Source organism: Aquibium microcysteis, assembly GCF_014495845.1.
Taxonomy (GTDB): domain Bacteria; phylum Pseudomonadota; class Alphaproteobacteria; order Rhizobiales; family Rhizobiaceae; genus Aquibium; species Aquibium microcysteis.
The window spans coordinates 214,460-235,749 of sequence record NZ_CP061080.1 but is presented as its reverse complement, the minus strand read 5'-3'; the positions used below and the strand labels follow the sequence as shown (position 1 = coordinate 235,749).

General features: G+C 69.1%; 18 protein-coding genes. 8 read left to right on the top strand and 10 right to left on the bottom strand.

Going from position 1 to position 21,290, the window contains the following annotated elements; translation table 11 throughout:
* Window positions 1-163: 163 nt before the first annotated feature.
* Window positions 164-1,138, top strand: coding sequence for a Bug family tripartite tricarboxylate transporter substrate binding protein (locus tag IAI54_RS01065; RefSeq protein ID WP_235679214.1), 975 nt, complete (start codon window positions 164-166; stop codon window positions 1,136-1,138).
* A 192-nt stretch (window positions 1,139-1,330) separates the two neighbouring features.
* Here the strand turns inward: IAI54_RS01065 and IAI54_RS01060 are convergent, their stop codons facing one another.
* Window positions 1,331-1,942: a TetR/AcrR family transcriptional regulator gene (locus tag IAI54_RS01060; RefSeq protein WP_235679213.1), complete on the bottom strand. Its 612-nt coding sequence runs from the start codon at window positions 1,940-1,942 to the stop codon at window positions 1,331-1,333.
* Window positions 1,943-2,101: 159 nt separating this feature from the next.
* Window positions 2,102-3,043, bottom strand: coding sequence for a LysR family transcriptional regulator (locus IAI54_RS01055; RefSeq protein ID WP_187970604.1), 942 nt, complete (start codon window positions 3,041-3,043; stop codon window positions 2,102-2,104).
* Window positions 3,044-3,154: 111 nt separating this feature from the next.
* Between IAI54_RS01055 and IAI54_RS01050 the strand changes: the two genes are divergently transcribed.
* From IAI54_RS01050 to IAI54_RS01040, 3 genes are read left to right on the top strand one after another with little or no spacing between them, the layout of a single operon-like run.
* Complete coding sequence (locus IAI54_RS01050) at window positions 3,155-4,240, top strand: LLM class flavin-dependent oxidoreductase (protein ID WP_187970603.1); 1,086 nt, start codon at window positions 3,155-3,157, stop codon at window positions 4,238-4,240.
* Between the two features lie 4 nt (window positions 4,241-4,244).
* Window positions 4,245-4,550: a hypothetical protein gene (locus tag IAI54_RS01045; RefSeq protein WP_187970602.1), complete on the top strand. Its 306-nt coding sequence runs from the start codon at window positions 4,245-4,247 to the stop codon at window positions 4,548-4,550.
* A gap of 4 nt (window positions 4,551-4,554) precedes the next feature.
* On the top strand, window positions 4,555-5,049 hold the full coding sequence (locus IAI54_RS01040; protein WP_187970601.1) for a flavin reductase family protein: 495 nt from the start codon (window positions 4,555-4,557) through the stop codon (window positions 5,047-5,049).
* 31 nt (window positions 5,050-5,080) lie between these two features.
* Here IAI54_RS01040 and IAI54_RS01035 read toward each other — a convergent pair whose 3' ends face one another.
* Window positions 5,081-6,853: a TRAP transporter permease gene (locus tag IAI54_RS01035; RefSeq protein WP_187970600.1), complete on the bottom strand. Its 1,773-nt coding sequence runs from the start codon at window positions 6,851-6,853 to the stop codon at window positions 5,081-5,083.
* Complete coding sequence (locus IAI54_RS01030) at window positions 6,850-7,803, bottom strand: TAXI family TRAP transporter solute-binding subunit (RefSeq protein WP_187970599.1); 954 nt, start codon at window positions 7,801-7,803, stop codon at window positions 6,850-6,852. The genes IAI54_RS01035 and IAI54_RS01030 overlap by 4 nt, the downstream gene beginning before the upstream one ends.
* An 18-nt stretch (window positions 7,804-7,821) precedes the next feature.
* Here IAI54_RS01030 and IAI54_RS01025 point away from each other — a divergent pair, with 18 nt between their 5' ends.
* Entirely contained in the window at window positions 7,822-9,111 is a 1,290-nt protein-coding gene (locus IAI54_RS01025; protein WP_187970598.1) for an alpha/beta fold hydrolase, read from the top strand.
* Here IAI54_RS01025 and IAI54_RS01020 read toward each other — a convergent pair.
* Window positions 9,089-10,582 (bottom strand): class I adenylate-forming enzyme family protein, encoded by a 1,494-nt coding sequence (locus IAI54_RS01020; RefSeq protein WP_187970597.1) that lies wholly within the window; start codon window positions 10,580-10,582, stop codon window positions 9,089-9,091. The two genes, IAI54_RS01025 and IAI54_RS01020, sit on opposite strands and share 23 nt — an antisense overlap.
* A 227-nt stretch (window positions 10,583-10,809) precedes the next feature.
* Here IAI54_RS01020 and IAI54_RS01015 point away from each other — a divergent pair, with 227 nt between their 5' ends.
* The 3 genes from IAI54_RS01015 to IAI54_RS01005 all read left to right on the top strand — a co-directional run bounded on the left by IAI54_RS01015 (window position 10,810) and on the right by IAI54_RS01005 (window position 16,213).
* Entirely contained in the window at window positions 10,810-11,112 is a 303-nt protein-coding gene (locus tag IAI54_RS01015; protein ID WP_187970596.1) for a hypothetical protein, read from the top strand.
* A gap of 116 nt (window positions 11,113-11,228) precedes the next feature.
* Complete coding sequence (locus IAI54_RS01010; protein WP_187970595.1) at window positions 11,229-13,346, top strand: glycosyltransferase; 2,118 nt, start codon at window positions 11,229-11,231, stop codon at window positions 13,344-13,346.
* Window positions 13,343-16,213 carry an alginate lyase family protein gene (locus IAI54_RS01005; RefSeq protein ID WP_187970594.1) on the top strand — a complete coding sequence of 957 codons (2,871 nt, stop codon included), beginning with the start codon at window positions 13,343-13,345 and terminating at the stop codon, window positions 16,211-16,213. The genes IAI54_RS01010 and IAI54_RS01005 overlap by 4 nt, the downstream gene beginning before the upstream one ends.
* Window positions 16,214-16,306: 93 nt before the next feature.
* Here IAI54_RS01005 and IAI54_RS01000 read toward each other — a convergent pair whose 3' ends face one another.
* From IAI54_RS01000 to IAI54_RS00980, 5 genes are read right to left on the bottom strand one after another with little or no spacing between them, the layout of a single operon-like run.
* Window positions 16,307-17,770, bottom strand: a complete 1,464-nt coding sequence (locus IAI54_RS01000; protein ID WP_187970593.1) for an aldo/keto reductase — start codon at window positions 17,768-17,770, stop codon at window positions 16,307-16,309.
* A 1-nt stretch (window position 17,771) separates the two neighbouring features.
* Window positions 17,772-18,764 carry a branched-chain amino acid ABC transporter permease gene (locus IAI54_RS00995; RefSeq protein WP_187970592.1) on the bottom strand — a complete coding sequence of 331 codons (993 nt, stop codon included), beginning with the start codon at window positions 18,762-18,764 and terminating at the stop codon, window positions 17,772-17,774.
* Window positions 18,761-19,672: a branched-chain amino acid ABC transporter permease gene (locus IAI54_RS00990; protein ID WP_187970591.1), complete on the bottom strand. Its 912-nt coding sequence runs from the start codon at window positions 19,670-19,672 to the stop codon at window positions 18,761-18,763. Before IAI54_RS00990 ends, IAI54_RS00995 begins: the two co-directional genes overlap by 4 nt.
* Window positions 19,669-20,427 (bottom strand): ABC transporter ATP-binding protein, encoded by a 759-nt coding sequence (locus tag IAI54_RS00985; protein ID WP_187970590.1) that lies wholly within the window; start codon window positions 20,425-20,427, stop codon window positions 19,669-19,671. The genes IAI54_RS00990 and IAI54_RS00985 overlap by 4 nt, the downstream gene beginning before the upstream one ends.
* Window positions 20,424-21,230, bottom strand: a complete 807-nt coding sequence (locus tag IAI54_RS00980) for an ABC transporter ATP-binding protein (RefSeq protein ID WP_187970589.1) — start codon at window positions 21,228-21,230, stop codon at window positions 20,424-20,426. The genes IAI54_RS00985 and IAI54_RS00980 overlap by 4 nt, the downstream gene beginning before the upstream one ends.
* Window positions 21,231-21,290 lie beyond the last annotated feature (60 nt).

Sequence of the window (21,290 nt, the reverse complement as noted above, 5' to 3'; positions counted from 1 at the left end):
TGACCGGTCGGTCAGTCACTCCATTTCTTATCGAGCGACCTCGGCCTTTGCAACGGGCGCCGGCGAAATTTCAGGGCCTTGACTGACCGCCCGGTCAGCCCTACGCTTTCGACAGTCCGCGGGTCATGGAACCCGCCGTCGATCCAAGGGAGGAGTTCTGGACATGAGACTTTTCAACCGTAGAACCGCCATGGCCGCGCTGGGCCTGACGGCCGGCCTGGCCTTCGCGCCGATGACCGCATCGGCCGCGGACGACCCGATCCGCCTGGTCATCCCCTATGGCGGCGGCGGCCTCATCGACGGCCTCGTGCGCGAAATGGCCGACACCATGAGCGCGGAACTGGGCCAGCCGGTCATCATCGAGAACAAGCCGGGCTCGAACGGGATCATCGGCGCAGCCTACGTCGCCGCGGCCAAGCCCGACGGCCTCACCTATCTCGTCGGCGCCACCGGTCCGCTGTCGCTGAACGTGCTGCTGCGCAAGAACCTGCCCTTCAGCATGGAGTCCTTCGAGCCGGTCGGCACCATGTTCAGCGGCCCGCTGACGATCGCCGTCCCCGCCAAGATGGGCGTGGATACGATCGAAGGCCTCAAGGCCTGGGGCGAGTCGGGCAAGCCGCTGCGCTATGCCATGCTCGGCCCCGGCAGCGTGACCCATCTCTTCGGCATGGTGCTGCAGGACGTTCTCGGTACCGAACTGGTGCCCGTCGCCTACAAGGCGAACCCGGAGATGATCATCGATCAGATCGGCGGGCAGGTGGAACTGAACTTCTCGACCCCGATCTCGCTGATCAAGCACGTCGAGTCCGGCGACCTGCGCATCATCGCGATCTCCACCGAGAAGCGGATGGACCAGTATCCGGACATCCCGTCGGTCACCGAACTCGGTTATCCGCAGCTCGTGTCGTCGTTCTGGTTCGGCCTCGTCGCTCCGGCGGGAACGCCGCAGGAGGAGAAGGACCGGGTCGCCGCGGCGCTGCAGAAGGCCGTCAGCGTCGAAACGCTGCAGCAGAAGATGATCAATGCCGGCATGACGCCCGAAGTCGGCGGACCCGATGCGATGAAGGCCCAGCTCGACTGGGACGTCGACTTCTGGGGCAGCGTCATCTCGAAGAACAACATCGCGCTCGACGACTGAGCCTTCGGCCCTTCAGCGATCGCCGAGACTGGAGGCCTCGCCCGGCACAACCGGCGAGGCCTCTCCGCATTCGGGCGCCCGTGTCGTCCCGTGGCGAGTGGCGATCGTCCGGCTTCCCCCCGCACGTTTTCGGTCGATGGCGCATGTCTTTCGCCAGAACGGGTGCCCACCGGCGGGAGACATGCTTTGGCGTCAGCGCTTGTGGAGCCCGCCAAGCAGGATGTCGGCATACTGGTTGACGATCTCTTCCGCCGTCAGGCCCTTCTCGGGATCGTACCAGCGGTGCATCCAGTTGATGCCCGACAGGATCAGCCGCCCGGCCATGGCCGGATCGACAGCATTGAACTCGCCGTTCTCCACCCCCTCGCGGATCAGGTCGCGCAGCCTGCGTTCGAACTGGCGGCGCCTGGCGATGCGCGTCTCGAGCCGGTGCCGGTCGGGATCGGACCAGAAGGCGTTGCTGGCGGCGATCCAGGCCGAGCGATGGTCCGAGAAGAAGGTCGTCGCCGCGACCATGAAGGCACGCACCTTCTCGGCGGCGCTGCCCTCCGCGGGGATGCGTTCCTCGACGAAGGAGTAGAGTTTCTCCGTGGCAGAAAAGGAGATCCGCGCGTAGATGTCTTCCTTGCTGGCGAAGTGATGGTAGAGCAGCGCCTTGGACACGCCGGCCGCACTGGAAATGTCGCGCATCGAGGTCGCCTCGTACCCCTTCTCCGCGAAGATCCTGGCTCCGATATCGAGCAGCGAGCGTGCCCGATCGCTGGTCTGAGCATCGGCCGCGCGCGCATCGAGATCTTCGCTCACGTCCATCATCCTCTGAATGCCCTGTCGCCATGATGCAGGCTGACCGCCTGGTCAGCGACCTTAGCCTCCCGCCCGAAGCCGCTCAAGGCGCCATGCAGCCGGAATCGCCCGCAGACGCCCGGTTCTCGGGGCTGGCGACTGCGGCCTTCGCACCCAACCTCATGCGCGTCCGCCGCCGGCGTTCCCCTCCGGCATGCGACCCAGCCGCCGCGGCAGTTCCGCGACCACATGGTCGAGGAAGACGCGGATCTTGGCCGGCACGTACGGTGTCTCGAGATAGGTGGCGAAGATCCCCTCGTCGAAGGTGGTGTTCGTCACGCGATAGTGCGGAAGGACGCGCACGAGGCGACCGGCCGCGATGTCGGCCGCCACGGTATAGTCGTCCAGAAGCGCGATGCCATGCCCCTCCCGCGCGGCGATCAGCAGCACCTGGCCGTTGTTGGTCGCGAAGTTGCTCGGAACCGGCACCTCGACGTCGGCGCCGTCCAGCCGGAACCGCCAGTAGGGGGGATCGGCTCCGAGCCAGTAGGCGAGGCAGCGATGTGCGGCAAGGTCCAGCGGCGAGGCGAGCGGCGGCGCGGCGTCCAGATAGGCCGGCGCGGCAACGAGGATGCGCTGGCTCGACAGGAGGCGCCGCCGCACCAGCCCGCTCTCCTGCGGCGGAGCGATCCTGAAATCGATGTCGAACCCGTCCTCGCGCAGCCGGGCCGGCCGTTCCGACAGGTGCAGTTCCACCGTCAGGTCGGGATGCATGGCGGCGAATCCCGCCTGCGTCCGGGCGAGAAAGGTGACGCCGAACATGATGCGCGAATGTATGCGCAGCACGCCCTTCGGCGCCTCCTGCAGCGCCGAGATGCCCGCGTCGGCGCGCGCGACGGAGGCGAGGATGTCCCGCGCCTGCGCGACATAGGCCTCTCCAGCCTCCGACAGCGCCAGATTGCGGGTCGAGCGGTGGATGAGCGTGACGCCGAGATGTTCCTCGAGCTCGCTGATGCGCCGCGAGACGCTGGCCGTCGACATGCCGAAGCGCCGCCCGGTCGCCGAGAAGCTGCCGCTCTGGGCGGTGGCGACCAGCAGATCCATCGCGCGCAGCTTGTCCATGCGGATTTTTGCATTTTCCTGAAAGGTGAGGCGCGAACTTAATCAATAGTGCCGAAATGCGCAACGACCTACCGTAACCACACCTGACGAATGCCAAGGGAGGTAGATGGTATGGAATTCGGTGTCTTCCTGCTCGCGCAGCAGCGCAGCTACGACCAGTCGTCGTTCGACGTGATCCACAATTCGATCGAGCAGACCGTCGCGGCCGAACAGGCCGGTTTCGACGTGGCATGGTATGCCGAACACCATTTCAACAACTACTCGCTCTCGCCCTCGCCGCTGATGCTGTGCGCCCATGCCGCGGCGAAAACGTCCACCATCCGGGTCGGCCCGGCCGTCTGCGTGCTGCCGCTCTACCAGGCGCCGCGTTTCCTGGCCGAGGTCGGACTGGTCGACACGCTGTCGAACGGCCGGTTGGAACTGGGCATCGGCTCGGGCTACCAGCAGTTCGAGTTCGAGCGCTTCGGCACGGATCTGGCAGAGGCCGGCAAGATGTTCGCCGAGTACCTGGACCTGATCCCGCTGGCCCTGACCCAGAAAACCTTCGAGTATCACGGCAAGATTCTCGACATCCCGCCGAGCAGCCTCAACGTGCGCTGCGTCCAGAAGCCGATGCCGCCCATCTGGGTGACGACCGGCAATCCGGTGGTTCGCGCCCGCGCCATGCGCGAGGGCCACAACCTCTTCATCACGGCGCTGCTCGGCGGCAACGACGCCATCCGCGGCCTCCGCGCAAAGATGGTGGAGGCGGCCGAGTCGGCCGGCGTCGACGTCGACGCCACGAAGTTCGGCTTCCTGCGCTGCGGCTATGCCAGCAACGACCGGGCCGAGATCGACCGCTATCTCGACAGCGCCCGCTTCGCCCGCCGCCTGTCGGAGAGCCTGCGCGACCGCCGCCAGGAGACCGACGACGGCTATCTGATGCAGGAAGTACCGCTGCAGCAGGAGCTGAGCCTCGACGACATGCGCGAGAACCTGCCCGTCGGCGAGGTCGACCGCGTGATCGACAAGATGCTGGAGGAGATCGAGATCCTGAAGCCGCGCCACATCGCGCTGCAGACCCAGCTCGGCGACGTCGACCAGAAGACGATGCTGCGGCAGATCGAACTCTGGGGCGACCGGATCATCCCGGCCATCAAGAAGGCTCTCGGCACGCCCGCGAAGGCGCCCGCCACGGCCCGCTCCGCGGCAGCCTGAACCGATGGAGATCGTCGTCTCGCGCGCCGCGCCGGTGCGGCTCCAGGCGCCGGACGCGTTCGACCGGTTTTCCGTCGCGGTCGGGTCCGGCGGGGCGCCGGGCCTGCAGAAGGCACTGGATGGAATCGCCAGGATCGACGGCGGCACGCACGCGTGGGTGTTCCCGCAGGCCGTGCGCAGGCTGGCCGGCCGGAAAAGCGACGAGGCCTGGAACGCCCGCTTCGATGCCATGCTGGCCTTCGCCGCCGACCGCGGCTGGCTGGCGTCCGACGGCGCCATCCGCGCCCATATCGACGTTCGGGAGGAATAACGGGATGGACCCCACGCGCTTCAGGCAGGCCATGCGCCTCCATGCGGCCGGCGTCTGCATCGTCGCCACCGGTTCGGGCCAGGAGCGCCACGGCATGACGGTCTCCTCGGTCACGTCGGTCTCGGCCGAACCGCCGCTGGTGCTCGTCTGCCTCAACCGGACGGCGTCCTGCCACGATCCGATCACCGCAGCTCCCGCCTTCAGCGTCAACATCCTGGCCTCCCGCCAGACCGATGTCGCGATGGCCTTTGCCGGGGCGACCGGGCTGAGCGGCACGCGGAAATTCGAGATCGGCCGCTGGACGCAAGCCTCGGCGCCGGTGCTCGACGGCGCGCTCCAGACGCTGCTCTGCGAGCCGGCCGGGCGGCACGATGCCGGAACCCACACGATCCTGATCGGGCGTGTGATCGAAGCCCTCGGCTTCGGCGGCGACGGCGCCCTGGTCAATTTCGACGGCGCCATGCGCGAGGTCGCCGCTTCGTCCCGCCAGGCCGCGTGAAGACACTGGCCGACGCCCGCGGCCGGCGCGGTCAGTCCGGCGCCGCGAGCCGGTCGTGCGCGGCCGTCCGCCGCCCCGGGGGCCGCCGCGCGAGCATCCACCAGGCCACCGCCAGCACAGCGGCGGCTGCCGCCAGAGTGGCGGCCGTTTCCGCCGGCGGGGCCGCCAGAAGGAGACCCGGGAAGAACACCAGAAGAAAGGGCAGCACGTAGAGAAACCAGCCGAAACGCATGGCCGCGAAAGCGGTTTCGGCGAACCTGGCCCCCGAAATGCTGCTCGCCGCCAGCGCCGCGAAGGCTACCGGCGGCGTGATCATCGCCACCACGCCGAAATAGAGCACGAACATGTGTGCCGCGATCGGCTCGACGCCCAGCTTCACGAGGCCGGGGACGAGCAGCGTCGCCACGACGATGTAGACGCCGCTCGTCGACAGCCCCGCGCCGAGTACGAGGGCGGCGAGCGCCGTGAGCGCGAGCGAGAGGAACAGGCTCTTCTCGCCGACATGGATCAGCCCGAGCGCAAGGCTGACGTCGAGCCCGGTGAGGTTCAGTGCGCCCACCACCACGCCGAGGCCGGACCCGGCCAGAACCAGCGTGGCCATGGCACGCGCCGTTCGCGGCAGGACCGCGAGCAGGCGCGCTGCAAAGCCGCGCGGACCGGCCAGAAGGATGCCCACCATCGCTGCGGTCGCCGCGCCCATGACGCCGGCCATCGCCGTCGCGCGGTCGCCGGCGGTCATGACGACCGTGATCGCCGCGAAGGGCGCCAGATGCCAGAGCATCGACCATCGCAGCGGCCCTGCCGACGGCAGACCGGACGGTTCCGGCTCGCGCTCCGCCTCGATCCGGCGGCCGTAGCGGCCGGCATGCAGAAGCATGATCGCATAGCAGATCGTCGCCGGTACGGCGGCCGAAAGGGCGATCGTGCCGTAAGGGATGCCGCTGACGTCGGCCATCAGGAAGGCGGCGGCGCCCATCACCGGCGGCGTCAGCTGGCCGAGCGTCGAGGAGAGCGCCTCGATGCCGCCCGCCTGGGGCGCGGGCACCCCCATGCGCCGCATCCCGCCGATGGTGACGTTTCCCGAGGTCAGCACGTTGGAGGTGGCGCTGCCCGAAACCGTGCCGAACAGCGCCGAGGAGATGATGGTCGCCTTGATGGCGACTCCGCTGCCGCCCCGGGCCAGCCTGAGCGCCAGGACGTCGAGTGCCGCGGCCCCGCCGGAGGCTTCGAACATCGCGCCGAACAGGATGAAGACGGTGACCGTGCCGCCGATGACGGCGAGTGCCTGCCCCAGAAAGGCATCGCCGCCGACGACCATGTAGGAGACGTACCGCGCAGCGGTGACGGGTGCGGCGTCGAACGGCGCACCCATGAACTGCGCGAGGTAGCCCACCGCAAGCGTGGCCCCGACCAGCACCACCATCGCGCGCCCGGAGGCCAGTCCGAGCGCCCAGGTGACGGTTGCCATGACGGCGAGCGAGACCGCCAGAATCGACGGCGTGGGCCGGACGAACAGCGCGGCGTCGCTGCCGAAATGCACGACGAGAAAGGCGCCGGCCGCAATGGCGATCAGCGAGCCGCCGACGAGGACGGTCGCCGCAGCAGGTCGCGCGCGGCGGGCCGCCTCGAGCAGGACGAAGACGATGGAGCAGGCGAGCAGGACGCTGAGAAACTGCTCGCCGACGAAGCGCATGGACAGTGCGCGGCCCGGGTCGACCGCCCAGAGGACCGGCAGGGCCGCAACGAGCGTAGCTGCGGCCGCGGAGGCAACCGAGATCGCCTGCCTTGCAGGCGTATGCTTCAATTCGACAGTCCCTTCTCGCGGAAGAAAGCCTCGGCGGCGGGATGGTAGGGAAGTCCGATGTCGGCGTTGATGCGGGCGGGGTCGAACCAGGCCATGCTGGCGACCGACTGGACCATCAGGTTCTTGCCGCCGTGAAGGCTCTCGACCATCCTGCGGACGGTGTCGTCCGCCTCGCCGGCATGGGTATAGACGAAGTAGTCATACTCCAGGACGACCGTTTCCTTGTCGATGTCGACCAGCGACGGGTCGGGCTGCAGGCGGCCGAGCGAGGCCACCGGAAGAACGTCCTTCAGCTTCGCCAGGGCTTCCGCGCCATCGTCGAACGGCATCGGCACGAGGCCGCCGACCGTCCGGGATACCTGCTCGTCGCGCGGCGTGCCGATGACGAAGATGTAGGCGTCGAGCTGTCCGGCCGCGAAGGCGTCGGCCATGGCCGTGAAGTCGTTCACCGGCACCTTCTCGACGTCGTCATAGCTCAGGCCGCCATTGGCCAGCATCGCCGAGATCAGCAGTTCGCCGGTGACGGCGGCACGGAAGCCGGCTGGAAGGCGCTTTCCCCTGAGGTCGTCGAAGCTGCGGATGCCGCTGTCCTTGCGGACGGCGAGCGCCATGCGCAGCGGCTGGAGCCGGGCGACCAGCCGCAGGTTGGACATCTTCTGTCCCTCGAACCGGCCGAGCCCCAGCATCGCCTCGCGAACCGCGAAGGCGTTCTCCAGACCGAAGTCGACCTCGCCGCCGTCGACGAAAGCCGCCCCCTGGCTGGTGCTCTTGTAGGGCTGCGGACGCAGGTCGAGCCCGCCGATCTCGCCGGCGGCGCGGGCGACGGCGAGCGCGATGTTGTAGGTCGACGAGCCCTGCGCGGCCGAGGCGATCGTCACGGGTTCGGCGCGCGCGCCGCAGATCATGGCCGTCGCCGAGAGGATCAGTGTCGCTGCGAAGCGGATGAACATGGATATCAAGTCCCGTCGATGGTGAAAAAGCCGGCTTTCCAAAGGAATACCGTTGCGTGGCGGAGGATGCTAGGACACGTTCGGCCCGAAAGAAACACATCCAGGCGACCGCAGATGACTGAACACACGGAAAAATCGATCACGCGCGAATCTCTGCGGCTGCGCAACCCTTTCGTGTATCCATCGTCTGGAACCGAGACGCAGATCGCCGACATATTCTCTCGCGTCATGGGCGTCATGCCCGTGGGTGCCGATGACGACTTCTACGATCTTGGAGGCGATTCTCTGCTCGGCGAGCAGATCAGCATGGAAATCCTGCGGATCACGGGACAGGTCTTCCCGATCTCGGGACTTTTCGAAAGCGGCACTCCGCGCGCCATTGCAGCGCATCTGTCGGGCGCGACGCAGGAACCGCAGGCCGGGGCGGCTGCCCGCGAGACCTTCTTCATCGTCCACGGCCGCGGCGGCTACACGGTGCTCCGCCCGACGTTCAAGGCCGGCATGACGAGCGGGGCGCGCGTCGTCATGCTGGAACTGCCGGGGATCCGCGGCGACGCACCGTTTCCGCGCAGCGTGCCGGAGATCGCAAGGGCCTATGTCGACCAGATCGAACGCGAGCAGCCGCATGGCCCCGTGCGACTGGCTTCGTTCTGCATGGGGGGGCTCATCGCCCTGGAAATGGCGAACCTCCTGGAGCAAAGGGGGCGCACGCTCGGCGGACTCGTGCTGCTGGACCCTGGCCTGCCGCGCTCGCTCCGACACCGGCATCGCGCCCTCCGCATGGTCGAGGCGAATGCCGCAAGCTGGCGCGCGAAGCTGATCCTCTTCGGCAGCACGGGCAGGCTGTCGGAAACCGATCCTTTCCTCGAACCGCTGTGGCTTCGTGCGCGCGCCATCGCCAACATGAGCAGCAGTCTGAGGAAGCTGCTCGGCATGGAAAAGAAGGCACTCTACCGCAATGCGGGCCTGAAGGACTGGCCGCGCGCCTGGCTGACCGCCACGTATCGGCATGCATGGCCGCGGCCCTCCGGCATCCGCGCGCATATCCTGGCCTCCGAGGGACGCGCAAAGAGCTTCCTCAAGCGGGACGGGGCGTGGGAACATCTCCTGCCCAACCGCAGCGTCTACGTGCTCGTCGGCAGGCACAACGAGATCGGCGGCGAATCCAGCCATGTCGCTGCTGCCCTGGAGACCCTGTTGCTCGGCGGCGAACTGGCGCGCGAAACGGCCATGTCGCCGCCATTCACGTCGTCCGGGACGGAAACGCGGGCAGCCGCGGGCGCCGTTACGGCGACAGCCGCGTCCTGAGGTCTGTCCGAAGGACCTTTCCGTTGGCGTTGCGCGGCAGCGCGTCGACCAGGACGAAGCGGCGCGGCCGCTTGTCCGGCTGCAGCTCGATGCGGCAATGGGCGGCCAGCTCGGGCTCGCCGATGCTGCCGTCCGTCACGACGAAGGCCGCGATCTCCTCGCCCAGGACGGGATCGGGATAGCCGACGACGGCCACGTCGCGCACGCCGGCCCGCCGGGCGATGGCTGCCTCGACCTCGCCCGGGTGGACGTTCGCGCCGCCCCGGATGATGAGGTCGGACGTCCGTCCGACGACGGTGAGGAAACCGTCCGCGCTCAGCCGCGCGAGGTCGCCCGTATAGGCCCAGTCGTCGCGGATGCGATCACCCGCCACCCTGTCGCGGCCCCGGTAGAGCTGGCTGGCCATCCCGACCGAACGCACCCGGAGTATCCCGACCTCGCCTGTGGGGACCGGGCGGTCGGCATCGTCGACGATTTCGACCGACACGGAGGGCAGGATGCGCCCCTCGGTGTCGGGCCGCGCGAGCAGGTCCTCACCTTCCAGAATCGAGACGGTGCCCGAGAGGCTGGCGGAAAAGCAGTGGAGGAAGCCGGGGGTGAGGCGGCGGTAGGCGCGGATCTTGTCGGCGGCGCTCATGCCGGAGCCGCCGCAATAGAGCGTCTCGAGCGTCGGCAGGAAAGGGCGGTCCCCCTCCCCTACGGCGTCGAGCATGGCCGAAACGGTCGCCGGAACGGCGAACAGGAAAGTGACGTTCTCCCGCCGCACCCGTTCGGCGAGTTCGTGGGCACCGAAGGTCGGCGGATGGAAGAGAACCGTCGCCCCCTGCAGAAGCTGTCGCAGCGTGTGGTGCCGGGACGCCGAGAAAGACAGGGGGTAGGCGTTGAGGAAGCGGCCGCCGAGCGAGGCACCTTGGGGCCTGCGCAGCATCAGCCCGCTCCTGCAGCGCTCGAACAGTTCGGCATGGCCGAGGACGACGCCGGCAGGCCGACCCGTCGTGCCCGACGTCAGCGAGATCGTGGCCGGATGCGCGCCCGACCGGTGTTCGATCGGCGGTGTCCCCGGCTGCCGCGCGACGAGTTCGGCGAAGTCGGCGTTCCAGACGATGGTCGGGTAGGCTCCGGCGCCGAGATCGCGATCCTCGATGATGAAGGCGAGATCGAATTCCTCCGCGAGACGGCCGCGCTCTTCCGCACGTGCGCGGAAGTCGATCGGCAGCGCCACGGCGTCGAGCATCCACAAGGCGAAGAGCGCGGTCGTGTTGTCGATGCCGTCCCGCAGCGCGATGCCCACCTGGCCGCCGGCGCCGACGCCGCGAGACCGCAGCGCGCGCGCGAGCTTCGCCGATTGCGCCATGAGGTCGGAAAAGCTCAGGCTGCGCGATCCCTGAACGACGGCCGGACGGTCGGCTTCGCGGTTCGCGAGCGCCAGAATCGCATCGGTCAGGTTGGCACTCGGCTGATGTTCCGGCATCCGATACCCTCTCCGGCCCCTCGGGTCCCGACGAACTGCGTCCGCCGCAGATTGCACGTGGCCGGCGCCTTGTCCATTGCGGCGTACAGCCGTGACCGACCTGGAGTCGGCGGCATGACCGGGAGGCGCGACGTTCGTCCATGTCCCTTGTCAAGGGTTCGATTTTACGGCATCGAGTTGCAATTGTAGAATAGAATCAACCATGGGCATTGGGAAAGGTTGGGGGAATGGACAGCAAGATCGGACTGGCGGCGGCACTGGCCGCGCTCTCGCTCGCCGCGGGCATCGAAACGGCAGTTGCGGTGGAATACGTGGTCGACAGCGACGTCGGCCTGGCCCGGATCGAGGCCCTGACCTCCGCGGATGCGCTTCGCGACGAACTTCACACCCTTCTCTCGATCAATCCGACCGACCCCATGGTCGGAACCATCACGCGCAAGATCATCCTTCTAGGACAGGTCGACGGCGGTCCGTCGGACATGTTCGCCATGGACGTGACTTCCTATGCGAGCATGATGGGGCCGTACTGACTGCGATCGGCAGCCTCCCGGTCCACGACGTCCGGGTTTTCGGGAACGAGTAACGAGTAGCTTTCCGCCGGCACCCTACGCTCGCTTGGGCGACGTGCCGGTCCCGGAGGTGGACCTTGGGGGATTTCGACGTCGTCCTCGCCGCGGATTTCGCTTCGGCAGAGGATACGGGCGCACGCGTCGCTGCCGAATGCGCAGTCCAGTGGGACATGGGTCTCCGCACCGGGCTGCTGCATCTTCCCTCGGCACCGGGCCGCCGGATCGTCCCGGACATCCATCGGTGCCTGCGCGAACGCCTTGCCGAGATCGTCGAGCTCGATCAGCCGGTCAGCACGCGGCTCCTGGTGGTGCATGCGCCGACGGCGCTCGCCCCGCTCCCGGCGACGCTCGCCAATCTGCGAACGCAGCGGATCGTGCTCGTGCACGACCGCTCCCCCGATCGCGACACGCTCGGCCGATTGATGGGGCTCGCGCGCGCGCCGATCGTCTGGGCACCCACCAATCGCTGGGTTCGTGCGGCCGTCGACGCGCTCGGGCTTCCCATCGACGTCGAGGAGATCGACTGGCGACCGCCCGTCGGCACACCCCTCGGACGCGAGCGAGCGCGGCGCGGAAACGGCCGCTTCACCATCGGCCATATCGATTTCGGCGGGGCTGCGCATTGGCCGGACCGTGCCGAAGCGCTTGCATCGTTGCTGCCGGCCGACGGCAGCGTCGACATCCGCCTGCTGGGCAGGCCGCCGGCATCCCTGCTGTCGCGCGACACGATTCCGGACGCGTGGCGCGTCCGCGAACGCGGCGCGATGACGATCGATGCCTTTCTCGACGGGCTCGACGCGCTCGTCTACGCCCCGGCCGGGATGCCCGGGACGGTTCCCGACAGCGTGCTCGGCATCGCTCTGACGAAGGGCTGCGTCGTCGCGACCCTGCCCCATCTTCGCCACCATCTCGGAGACGGCCCGGTCTACGGCGAATGCGGCGACTTGTTCCAGGCGGCGATCTCGATCCTCGAAAGGCCCGGTCTTCCGGACGTGCTCGAACGCGCAGCCCTGTCGGCGACGCGCCAATTCCCAAGGGAGCTCCACGTCGAGCGGGTGACCCGGCTGGCGGATCTACGGTCCCCGGCATTGCCGGCGACGGCAACGCGGCCACGGCCCCGCACGCGCCGCGTCCTGTTCCTCGCGTCGAACGGGGTGGGACTGGGTCACGTGTCGCGGCTGCTGGCCATCGCGAACCGATCGGCAGGACGTTTCGAACCGATCTTCGTATCCCACGCGCAGGCCCTGCCGCTGCTGCGCGGCTCCGGCTATCCGAGCGAGTACATCCCTTCGCTGTCGGACACCGGCGCGGATCCACGGCTGTGGGACCGCTGGCTGCGCAGCGAACTGGAACGGCTGATCTATGCCTACGAGGCGGAAGCGCTCGTCTTCGACGGCAACAATCCGACACCCGGCATCGTCGAGGCGGCACAGGCGCAGGCACCCTGCCGACTGGCCTGGGTGAGGCGCGGCATGAACGGCCCCCTCGCCTCCCCATACCTCTCGAATGCGGAGCATTTCGACCTCATCATCGAGCCCGGCGAGATCGCCGCCGAACGCGACAGGGGCGCCACGGCGTCTCTCCGGCACGAGGCGCTTCAGATCGATCCGGTAACGCTGCTCGACCCCGGCGATCTGCTCGACCGCGAGGAGGCCGCCCGGCTTCTCGGGCTCGATCCGTCGAGACAAGCGGTGCTGGTCCAACTGGGCGCGGGGGCTCATCGCGACGTGGTCACCCTGGTCGATCGGGTGGTGCGGTGCCTGCGCACGTTCGCCGGCCTGCAGATCGTCATCGCCGAGTGGGCGAACGCCATCGCCCCTCTGTCGCTCTGGCCGGACACCACCGTCGTCAGCGCCTATCCTCTCAGCCGCTATCTCCGGGCCTTCGATTTCTGCATCTCCGCAGCCGGGTACAACAGCTTTCACGAGGCGATCGCCTTCGGCGTGCCGACCGTCTTCATCGCGACCACGCACGCGGCGGTCGACGACCAGAGAGGACGGGCGCGCTACGCACAGGACATGGGCGCGGCGCTGGAACTGCCGGAGGACAAGCTCTTCCAGTTGCCGGCGGTGTGCGCGGTGATGCTCGATCACCGCGCGCGAGCGGTCATCCGCGAGAAATGCGCGCTGCTGCGCAGACCCAACGGCGCGGAGCGGGCAGCCGGCGCCATAGCCGAACTGCTGAGCGCTGCATGAGCAGGAGACGAACGTCGCCGCCTCTCCTGTCCGAACGGCAGGCGGCCCACTATCGGGCTCTCGACGCGATGCTCGGCGTTCTCGACGCTCACGACGGCGCGGGACGCGCCGCGCGCCGCATTACCCTGATTCCCGAGAAGACTCCGCCGACCGTGACGCTGCGCGCGCTCCTGCCCGACACATGGCCCGCCATCGAGGAGGTACGAACCCCTCTGCGCCCGCGTCCAGGCTGGCTCGTCCCGGACCAGGCGACGGCTGCGCCGGTGACGGTCGTGGCGCTCTTCGGACTCGATGCGCAAGGCATCCGGATCGCGCTCGACCACCTCGCGGCCCGGCAGCGGGAGACACCCGGTTTCCTGCCGGTCTGCTTCACCGACTGGCCGGATCACGCGGGCTTCCGCCGCAGGGGCTTCATCGTCGAACACTTCGTCCCCGAGCATATCCAGGACCCGGCAGGCCTCGGCCATTTCCGCGCACGCTTCATGCTGCTGTGGCGCAAATGGGGTGGGGCGGCACTGGTCGATCTTTCGCCGCCGACCCTTCTCGCATCGAGGATCGGCGACCTCGGGATGTTCGGGCCGCAAATGGTCCGCAGCGAGACGGACAGGGCCTGGGAACGGCCGAAGCCGGAGCGCCTGCCTGCGGCCAAGCCCGACATCGCGGCGCTCCGCGCCGAGTATGCCGCACGCGGCCTGAACGACGTGCCCGACACGTTCGTGCTCTACCGCATCGTCGGCAACGATCTCCATCCGCGGCACGAACCCGGCCAGTCGCTGCGCAACGTCCGCTTCATCCTCGAGAACGAACCCCGGTTCGCCGGCTGCGAGAAACGCTGGGTGGTGAACCGGATCATCGATCCGGAAACGGAAGCGTCGATCCTCGACCTCCTGGATCGCGCCGGGCAGACCTATCTGCACATCCGCTTCGACCCGGAGGAATACGCCCGGCAGGACTGGGACTTCTCCGGCTTCGCGGACCCGGCCTTCTGGCTGGCCCCGATGGACTGTTCGGAACGGATGCGGATGCGCCTCGAGACGCGCCTGCGGCGCCACAAGATCAACTACGCGATCAACAACAACGGCGCGCGCAACGCCGCGCTGAACGACGGGCGTGGCCGGGCGAAATGGGTCCTCCCCTGGGACGGCAACTGCTTCCTGTCGCAGATCGCCTGGGACAGGCTCGTCGCGGACGTCACGTCGCGCCCCTATCTCAAGTATTTTCAGGTGCCGATGGCGCGGCTGTCGGACACGGAGGCGGCGACGACCGCCGATCTCAGCCATCTCGCGACCGAAGAGCCGCAGGTGATCTTCAGGTCGGATGCGGAGGAATCCTTCGACGAAGCCTTCCCCTACGGACGCCGGCCGAAGGTCTCGCTGTTCTGGAGACTGGGGATCCCCGGCGACTGGGACCTCGCGCGCGACGACGTCTGGGACGTCCCGCGGCCGGAGCGCACGCCACGCGGTGCAGAGTTCGGGACGGCCGGCTGGGTGTCCCGTCTCCCGTCCGGCCGCTCTCACCTGGAAGCGCCGTCGAGGTCGAGCCAGACGGGACGCGAACTGGCACGCAACGAAGCGATCGTGGCGACGCTCGACGAACTCGACCATGCGGCACTGGCGCGACACTGGAGGCGGGACCGGCTCACCGCCTATGACGACGCGGCGCTCGATCGCCTGGCGGCGGCACCCGACGGCTCGATCGCGGCGCGGTGGCGCGAGGCGCTGGTGCAGGCGGGCGAAGCGGGGATCCTGCGCGGCCTGCAGTCGGTCGTCGACAAGACCACCCTGCCCCCGAGCGGCGATCCCCACGACTACTGGAACCCGGCGCCGTTCTGGTGGCCGAACCCGGCCACCGCCGACGGCCTGCCCTACGTCCGGCGCGATGGCGAGCGCATTCCTGGAACCGAGCTCTATTCGCCGCACAGCGAGCGCTATGACCGCACGCGCCTGCAGCGCTTCTTCGACGATGCGACCGTGTGTGCGCTGGCCTGGCGGGTCACCGGAGAACGACGGTTCGCCGAGCATGCCGCGGCCATGCTGCGCTGCTGGTTCGTCGATCCGCAGACGCGGATGAACCCGCATCTGACCTTCGCGCATTGGCGGCCGGAGCCGATCGCCAGGCATGCCGTCGGCTATGGCCTCATCGACCTGAAGGACCTCTATTTCTTCCTCGACGCGGTCCGGCTCATGCACGCGTCGGGAGCGCTCGACGATGCGGCGGAGGACCGGTTCCGCGCCTGGCTCGCGACCTATCTCGACTGGATCCAAACCGGCCCGCAAGGCGCCGCCGAACGCGCAGCCCCCAACAATCACGGCACGTGCTTCGACCTCCAGGTCGCCGCCATCGCCGCCTATCTCGGCGACATGCGAGCGCTGTCGGCCACCATGCGGTCGGCGAAGGCGCGCATGCTCGCGCAATTCGCGCCGGACGGCAGCCAGCCGGGGGAACTGACGCGGCAGACGTCCGCGCACCGTGCGAGCTTCAACCTGCAGAGCTGGGTCAACCTGGCGCGGCTGGCAAAGACGGTGGGCTGCGACCTGTGGGGCTGCGAAGGTGCCGATCACCGCTCGCTGCGCGGGGCGCTGGGCTGGCTCCTGCCCCGTCTCGACCAGCCGAACTGGTCGTATCCGCAGGTCTCGGCGTTCGACCGGAACCGTCGTTTCCCCCTCGCGGCCGCGGCGAAGGACGAACTCGGCCTGGAGGCCGCGGACCGGTCGGACGGAGGGGCGCTCGATCCCGCCGAATGGTCGCCGATCCATCATCCACGCGACGGGGTGAAGCCCTTCTGGCTCGTCGATCACCTGACGGGCTGCGCGTCGTCGGCCCTGACGGAACGGCGGGACGACGCCCTGCGGTTCCGCGGCGCGTAGACCCCGTCGGCAGGCGCAGGCCGGGACCTGTTCGTCCCGGATGCGCATCGCCGTGGCCCGTGGCGCAGGGCAATGCCGCCCGCGATGGCCGCCTCAGCCCGCCACGACCGCCTCCGCCTCGATCTCGACCTCGTAGTCGCCGACGAGGGCGCCCACCTCGACGAGGGTGTTGGCAGGGAGGATCTCGCCGAAGACGCGGCCGTGGGCGCGCGAGACGGGCTCCCACCTGGCGGCGTCGCGGAGGTAGATGCGGGTGCGCACCACGTCCTCCATCGTGCCGCCGAGCGCGTTCAGCGAGGCGGCGATCTTGTCTAGGATGTAGGTGGTCTGCGCGCCCGGATTGCCCGGCGCCACACAGCGGTCGGCACCATGGGTGGCCGTGGTCCCCGAGACGAGGATGCGGTCGCCGACCCTGACCGCGCGGCTGTAGCCGGCGATGCCCTCCCAGATGCTGCCCGACGACGCCCGCAGGCGGCCCGGGCGCCCGGGCACCTCGACCGCCTCGAAGACCGACGGGATCGAGCCGAGGTGGTGGGAGAGGTCGCCGGAAGCGGTCAGGAACGGCGGACGGCGGTACTCGTCGCCGCAATCGCCCGGGATCGGCCGGGTGGCGGCAAAGGCCTCGGCGAGACGGGCGTGGTCGGCGCCGTCGAGCGCGAAGGAGAAGATCTTCAGGTTGTCGTCACGGTGCTCGCTCTCGGTGAGGCGGGCGCCGATGATGGCCGCCGCCACCGCGTCGTGTTCCAGCACCCAGCGGGTCGCGACGTTGGAGACCGAGACGCCGTGCCTGCGGCCGATGTCCGAGGCGGCCCGCAGGATGCCCTGGAAGGCGGCCCAGCCGCCGGCCTCGTCGATGAAGCGCTTGTATTTCGACCGGCTCCAGTCGGGGATCGTCTCCGGCTCGGGACGGCCGAGCCAGCGCTCCGACAGGAAGCCGCCGCACAGCGTGCCATAGGCGAAGAGCCGCACGCCGCTGCGCCGGCACAGCGCCGCGAGTTCGCCGGCGGCGCGGCGGTCGACGAGCGAGAAGGACACCTGGTTGCTGACCAGCGGGATGCCGTCGGCGAGCGCCAGTTCCAGATGCGCGGCGTCGAAATTGGTGACGCCGATCTCGCCGATCAAGCCCTCGCGCCGCAGCTCCGCCATCGCATGCAGCGCATCCAGCCAGGCCGGATGTTCGAAGGTCCACCAGTGGAACTGCAAGAGATCGACCTTTGCTGCGCCGAGCCGGTCGAGCCGTTCCTGAACGCCGCGGCGGACCACGTCCGGCGTCATCGGGCCGGGTTCGGGGCACCACTTGGTCATCGCGACGGGACGGCCCTGCCCGGGATGGCGGGCGAGCAGCCGGCCGGCGATCAGTTCGGCGCTGCCGTAGTGGTCGGCCATGTCGAAGGTGTCGAAGCCAGCCGCGGCATAGGCGCCGAGCGCGTCGGCGGCCGCGTCGGGATCGAGCGGGGCGGCGTCCTTCTCGATGTCGGCGACCTGCCAGAGGCCGCAGACCAGCCGGCTGATGTCGAGCGAACCGGCGAGCCGGGTGCGTTCGGGGCGTGCGTTCATGTCAGGTCTCGCTGGTGGTGGTTGGCGCGGGCGCCGCAGGGGACGGGGGACGCAGCACGTGGCGGGACAGGATGCGGGCCTCGCCGAGGATGCCGCGCGGACGCCAGAGCAGGATGGCGCAGAGCGCCAGTCCGATCATCACGATCTGCAGGGAGGCGGCGCGCGCCTGCTGCTCGGCCGGGAACAGGGAGGCGACGGCCGACGCCGACAGCGCCCAGATGCCCCAGACGACGAGTGCGCCGAGGATCGCGCCGCGATTGTTGCCGGAGCCGCCGACGATCAGCATCGCCCAGACCTGGAAGGTCAGGATCGGCTGATAGTTGTCGGGGGCGATGTAGCCGATGAAATGCGCCTGGGTGGCGCCCGCGAGCCCCATGATGGCGCCGCCGAGCGCGAAGGCCTGCAGGCGGAAGCGCACCGCGCTCTTGCCCAGCGCGAGTGCTGCCGGCTCGTCCTCGCGGATGGCGCGCAGAACGCGGCCCCAGGGGCTGCGGGCCAGATGTTCGAGCGCGAGATAGAGCGCCAGGACCACCGCGGCGAGCAGCGCCAGATTGGCGAGGCTGAAGGCCACCGGCCGGTCGGCGAGGCCGGCGAAGGCGCGCGGAATGAAGCCGATGCCGAAGGGGCCGCCGGTGACGGACTGCAGGTTCAGGATGCACAGATGGATGGCCACCGCGGCGCCGAAGGTGGCGATGGCCAGATAGTCGGAGCGCAGGCGGATGGTGAGCGCGCCGACGAGGAAGGTCACGAAGCCGGTGGCGACGGCAGCCCCCAGCCAGCCGGCGGCGATCGGCAGGCCGAAACCGCCGAGATGGTCGGTGGCGGCCGGCGTGGTCATGAGCGCCGAGACGTAGGCGCCGACGGCGACGAAGCCGGCAATGCCGACGTTGAACAGACCGGTCTGGCCCCATTGCACGTTGAGACCGAGGCTGATGATGGCATAGGTGAGCGCCACCGAGAGGAAGAATGCGCCGTAGCTCAGGAGATCGATCATTCCGGTCTCCCGAACAGGCCGCGCGGGCGCAAGAGCAGGATGGCGACGAGGATGACGAAGGCGACGGCGGCGCGCCATTCGGCACCGATCAGCTGCACCGTCATCGCCTCCGCGAGGCCGACGATCAGGCCGGCGATCATGGCGCCCGGCACCGAGCCGATGCCGCCGAGGATCGCTGCGGCGAAGAGCGGCAGCAGGAGGTCGAGGCCCATCTGCGGCCGGATCTGGACGAGCAGGCCCGACATGACGCCGGCGACGCAGGCGAGGCCGGCGCCGAAGATCCAGACGGTGCGGATGACCATGCGCACGTCGATGCCGGCGATGCCGGCGAGCTGGCGGTTCTCGCTCACCGCCCGCATCGACCGGCCGATGGCGGTGCGGGTCATGAGCAGGTGGATCGCGACGACGAGGACGGTCGCGAGGCCGAGCGCCAGCATCTGGTCGGGCGTGGCGCGCAGGCCGAAGCCGAGCGGTCGGGCGATCTGCAGGGCGTCGGTGAAATAGACGGGCTTCGAGGTGAAGACGAACTCAAGCAGGCTGCGCAGCGTCAGCGCCGCGCCGAAGCTCGCCATCACGAGGATGATGACGGCGCTGCCGCGGTGGCGCAGCGGGCCGAACAGCAGGGCATCGACCACGAGCGCCAGGCCGGCGGTGAGCACGATGCCGGCGACCAGCGCGACCGGCAGCGTCCAGCCGAAAGAGAAGGGGCCGAGCGGGCTGCCCGGGCCGCCGGCGAGAAAGCCGAGCCCGCTCGCCAGCGCGAGCACGAGATAGGCCCCCCAGGACAGGAACTCACCATGGGCGAAGTTGGAGAAGCGCAGGATGGAATAGGTCAGCGTGATGCCGATGGCGCCGAGCCCGATCATGGCGCCGGCCACCAGCCCGTCCATCACAACCTGCGGGGTCATGGGCGTGCCTCCGCCGGCCGGTGCCGCGACCCGAGATAGAGTTCGGCCATCACCGCATCGTCGCCGAGCGTGCGCGCATCGCCTTCCAGGCGCACCTCGCCCTCGACGAGGACGATGGCGCGGTCGGCGATGGCGAGCGCCGCCTTGACGTTCTGCTCGACCAGCACGGTGGTCACGCCGGCGGCGTTGATGGCCTTCAAGTTGGCGAAGACCTCCTGCACGACCTTCGGCGCGAGGCCGGCCGAGGGCTCGTCGAGGATCAGGACGGAGGGCTCGACGATCAGCGCACGGGCGACCGCGAGCATCTGGCGCTGCCCGCCCGACAACTGGCCGGCGCGCAGCGCCTTCAGGCGCGCGAGGTCCGGGAACATCGCGCAGAGGTCGGCGATGCGCCCGGCGCGCCGTGCCTTCGGCAGCACCTGCGCCGCCACGAGCAGGTTCTCGTGGATGGTCATGGTGGAGAAGACGTTCTCGGTCTGCGGCACGAAGGCGAGGCCATGGCGGACGCGCAGATGCGGCGGCATCGCGGTGACGTCGGCGCCCTGGTGCAGCACGGTGCCGGAATGGACCGGCACGAGGCCGGCGATGGTCTTGACCAGCGTCGACTTGCCGGCCCCGTTCGGCCCGAGCAGCAGCAGGAACTCGCCCTTGCGCACCGCCATGTCGACGCCGCGCACGATCGGCAGGTCGCGCTCGTAGCCGGAGACCAGCGCGCGGGTCGCCAGCACGATTTCGGCGTCGGCCGCGGGCGTCATGCGACGTCCCCGAGATAGGCGGCGACGACCGCCGGATCGCGGGCGATCTCGGCCGGTGGGCCTTCTGCCAGCAGCCTGCCAGCCGCCATGACCACCGCGCGGCCGCAGAGCCGGGCCACCATGTCCATGTTGTGCTCGATCAGGAGGATCGTCTTGCCGTCCGCGTTGAGGGCGACGATGCGGTCGATCAGCAGGTCGAGCAGCACCGGATTGACGCCGGCGGCCGGCTCGTCGAGCAGGATCACCCCGGGATCGGCCATCAGGATGCGGGCGAGTTCCAGCAGCTTGCGCTGGCCGCCCGACAGCACCCGCGCGGGCTCCAGCGCCAACCGGTCCAGCGTGACGAAGGCAAGGAGTTCTCGCGCCTTCTCGACGGCGGCCCGCTCCTGCGCGGCGACGCGGCCGGGAGCGAGGAAGTTCATCCACATGCTTTCGCCGAGCTGGGCCTGCGCGCCGGCGAGCACGTTTTCCAGAACCGACATGTCGGCAAAGGGCCGCGGGATCTGGAAGGTGCGGCCGACGCCGCGGCCGATCCGGCGCTCCGGCCCCTCCCCCTGCACGTCGACGCCGTCGACCCGGATCGATCCCGCATCGGGCCGCAGGCTGCCGGCGATCAGGTTGAACATCGTCGTCTTGCCGGCGCCGTTGGGGCCGATCAGCGCGACCATCTCACCATGGGCGAGCGACAGCGACATTCCGTCGACGGCACGCAGGCCGCCGAACGCCTTCACGACGCCGGCGGCCTCGATCACCGAGGCTCCTTCCCGCGCCGATGCCTGCCTGGAGCCGTGCAGCGATTGCATGCGCACCCTTCGACTGTTGATCAGACATTTCCGATCTCTGATCTTTGATCAAACTATATT

Excerpts from the sequence above, each read along its gene's own strand:
- IAI54_RS01065 (WP_235679214.1), top strand. The coding sequence starts at position 164 with ATGAGACTTTTCAACCGTAGAACCGCCATGGCCGCGCTGGGCCTGACG.
- IAI54_RS01055 (WP_187970604.1), bottom strand. The coding sequence starts at position 3,043 with ATGGACAAGCTGCGCGCGATGGATCTGCTGGTCGCCACCGCCCAGAGC.
- IAI54_RS01050 (WP_187970603.1), top strand. The coding sequence starts at position 3,155 with ATGGAATTCGGTGTCTTCCTGCTCGCGCAGCAGCGCAGCTACGACCAG.
- IAI54_RS01045 (WP_187970602.1), top strand. The coding sequence starts at position 4,245 with ATGGAGATCGTCGTCTCGCGCGCCGCGCCGGTGCGGCTCCAGGCGCCG.
- IAI54_RS01040 (WP_187970601.1), top strand. The coding sequence starts at position 4,555 with ATGGACCCCACGCGCTTCAGGCAGGCCATGCGCCTCCATGCGGCCGGC.
- IAI54_RS01030 (WP_187970599.1), bottom strand. The coding sequence starts at position 7,803 with ATGTTCATCCGCTTCGCAGCGACACTGATCCTCTCGGCGACGGCCATG.
- IAI54_RS01025 (WP_187970598.1), top strand. The coding sequence starts at position 7,822 with ATGGTGAAAAAGCCGGCTTTCCAAAGGAATACCGTTGCGTGGCGGAGG.
- IAI54_RS01020 (WP_187970597.1), bottom strand. The coding sequence starts at position 10,582 with ATGCCGGAACATCAGCCGAGTGCCAACCTGACCGATGCGATTCTGGCG.
- IAI54_RS01015 (WP_187970596.1), top strand. The coding sequence starts at position 10,810 with ATGGACAGCAAGATCGGACTGGCGGCGGCACTGGCCGCGCTCTCGCTC.
- IAI54_RS01005 (WP_187970594.1), top strand. The coding sequence starts at position 13,343 with ATGAGCAGGAGACGAACGTCGCCGCCTCTCCTGTCCGAACGGCAGGCG.
- IAI54_RS01000 (WP_187970593.1), bottom strand. The coding sequence starts at position 17,770 with ATGAACGCACGCCCCGAACGCACCCGGCTCGCCGGTTCGCTCGACATC.
- IAI54_RS00995 (WP_187970592.1), bottom strand. The coding sequence starts at position 18,764 with ATGATCGATCTCCTGAGCTACGGCGCATTCTTCCTCTCGGTGGCGCTC.
- IAI54_RS00990 (WP_187970591.1), bottom strand. The coding sequence starts at position 19,672 with ATGACCCCGCAGGTTGTGATGGACGGGCTGGTGGCCGGCGCCATGATC.
- IAI54_RS00985 (WP_187970590.1), bottom strand. The coding sequence starts at position 20,427 with ATGACGCCCGCGGCCGACGCCGAAATCGTGCTGGCGACCCGCGCGCTG.
- IAI54_RS00980 (WP_187970589.1), bottom strand. The coding sequence starts at position 21,230 with ATGCAATCGCTGCACGGCTCCAGGCAGGCATCGGCGCGGGAAGGAGCC.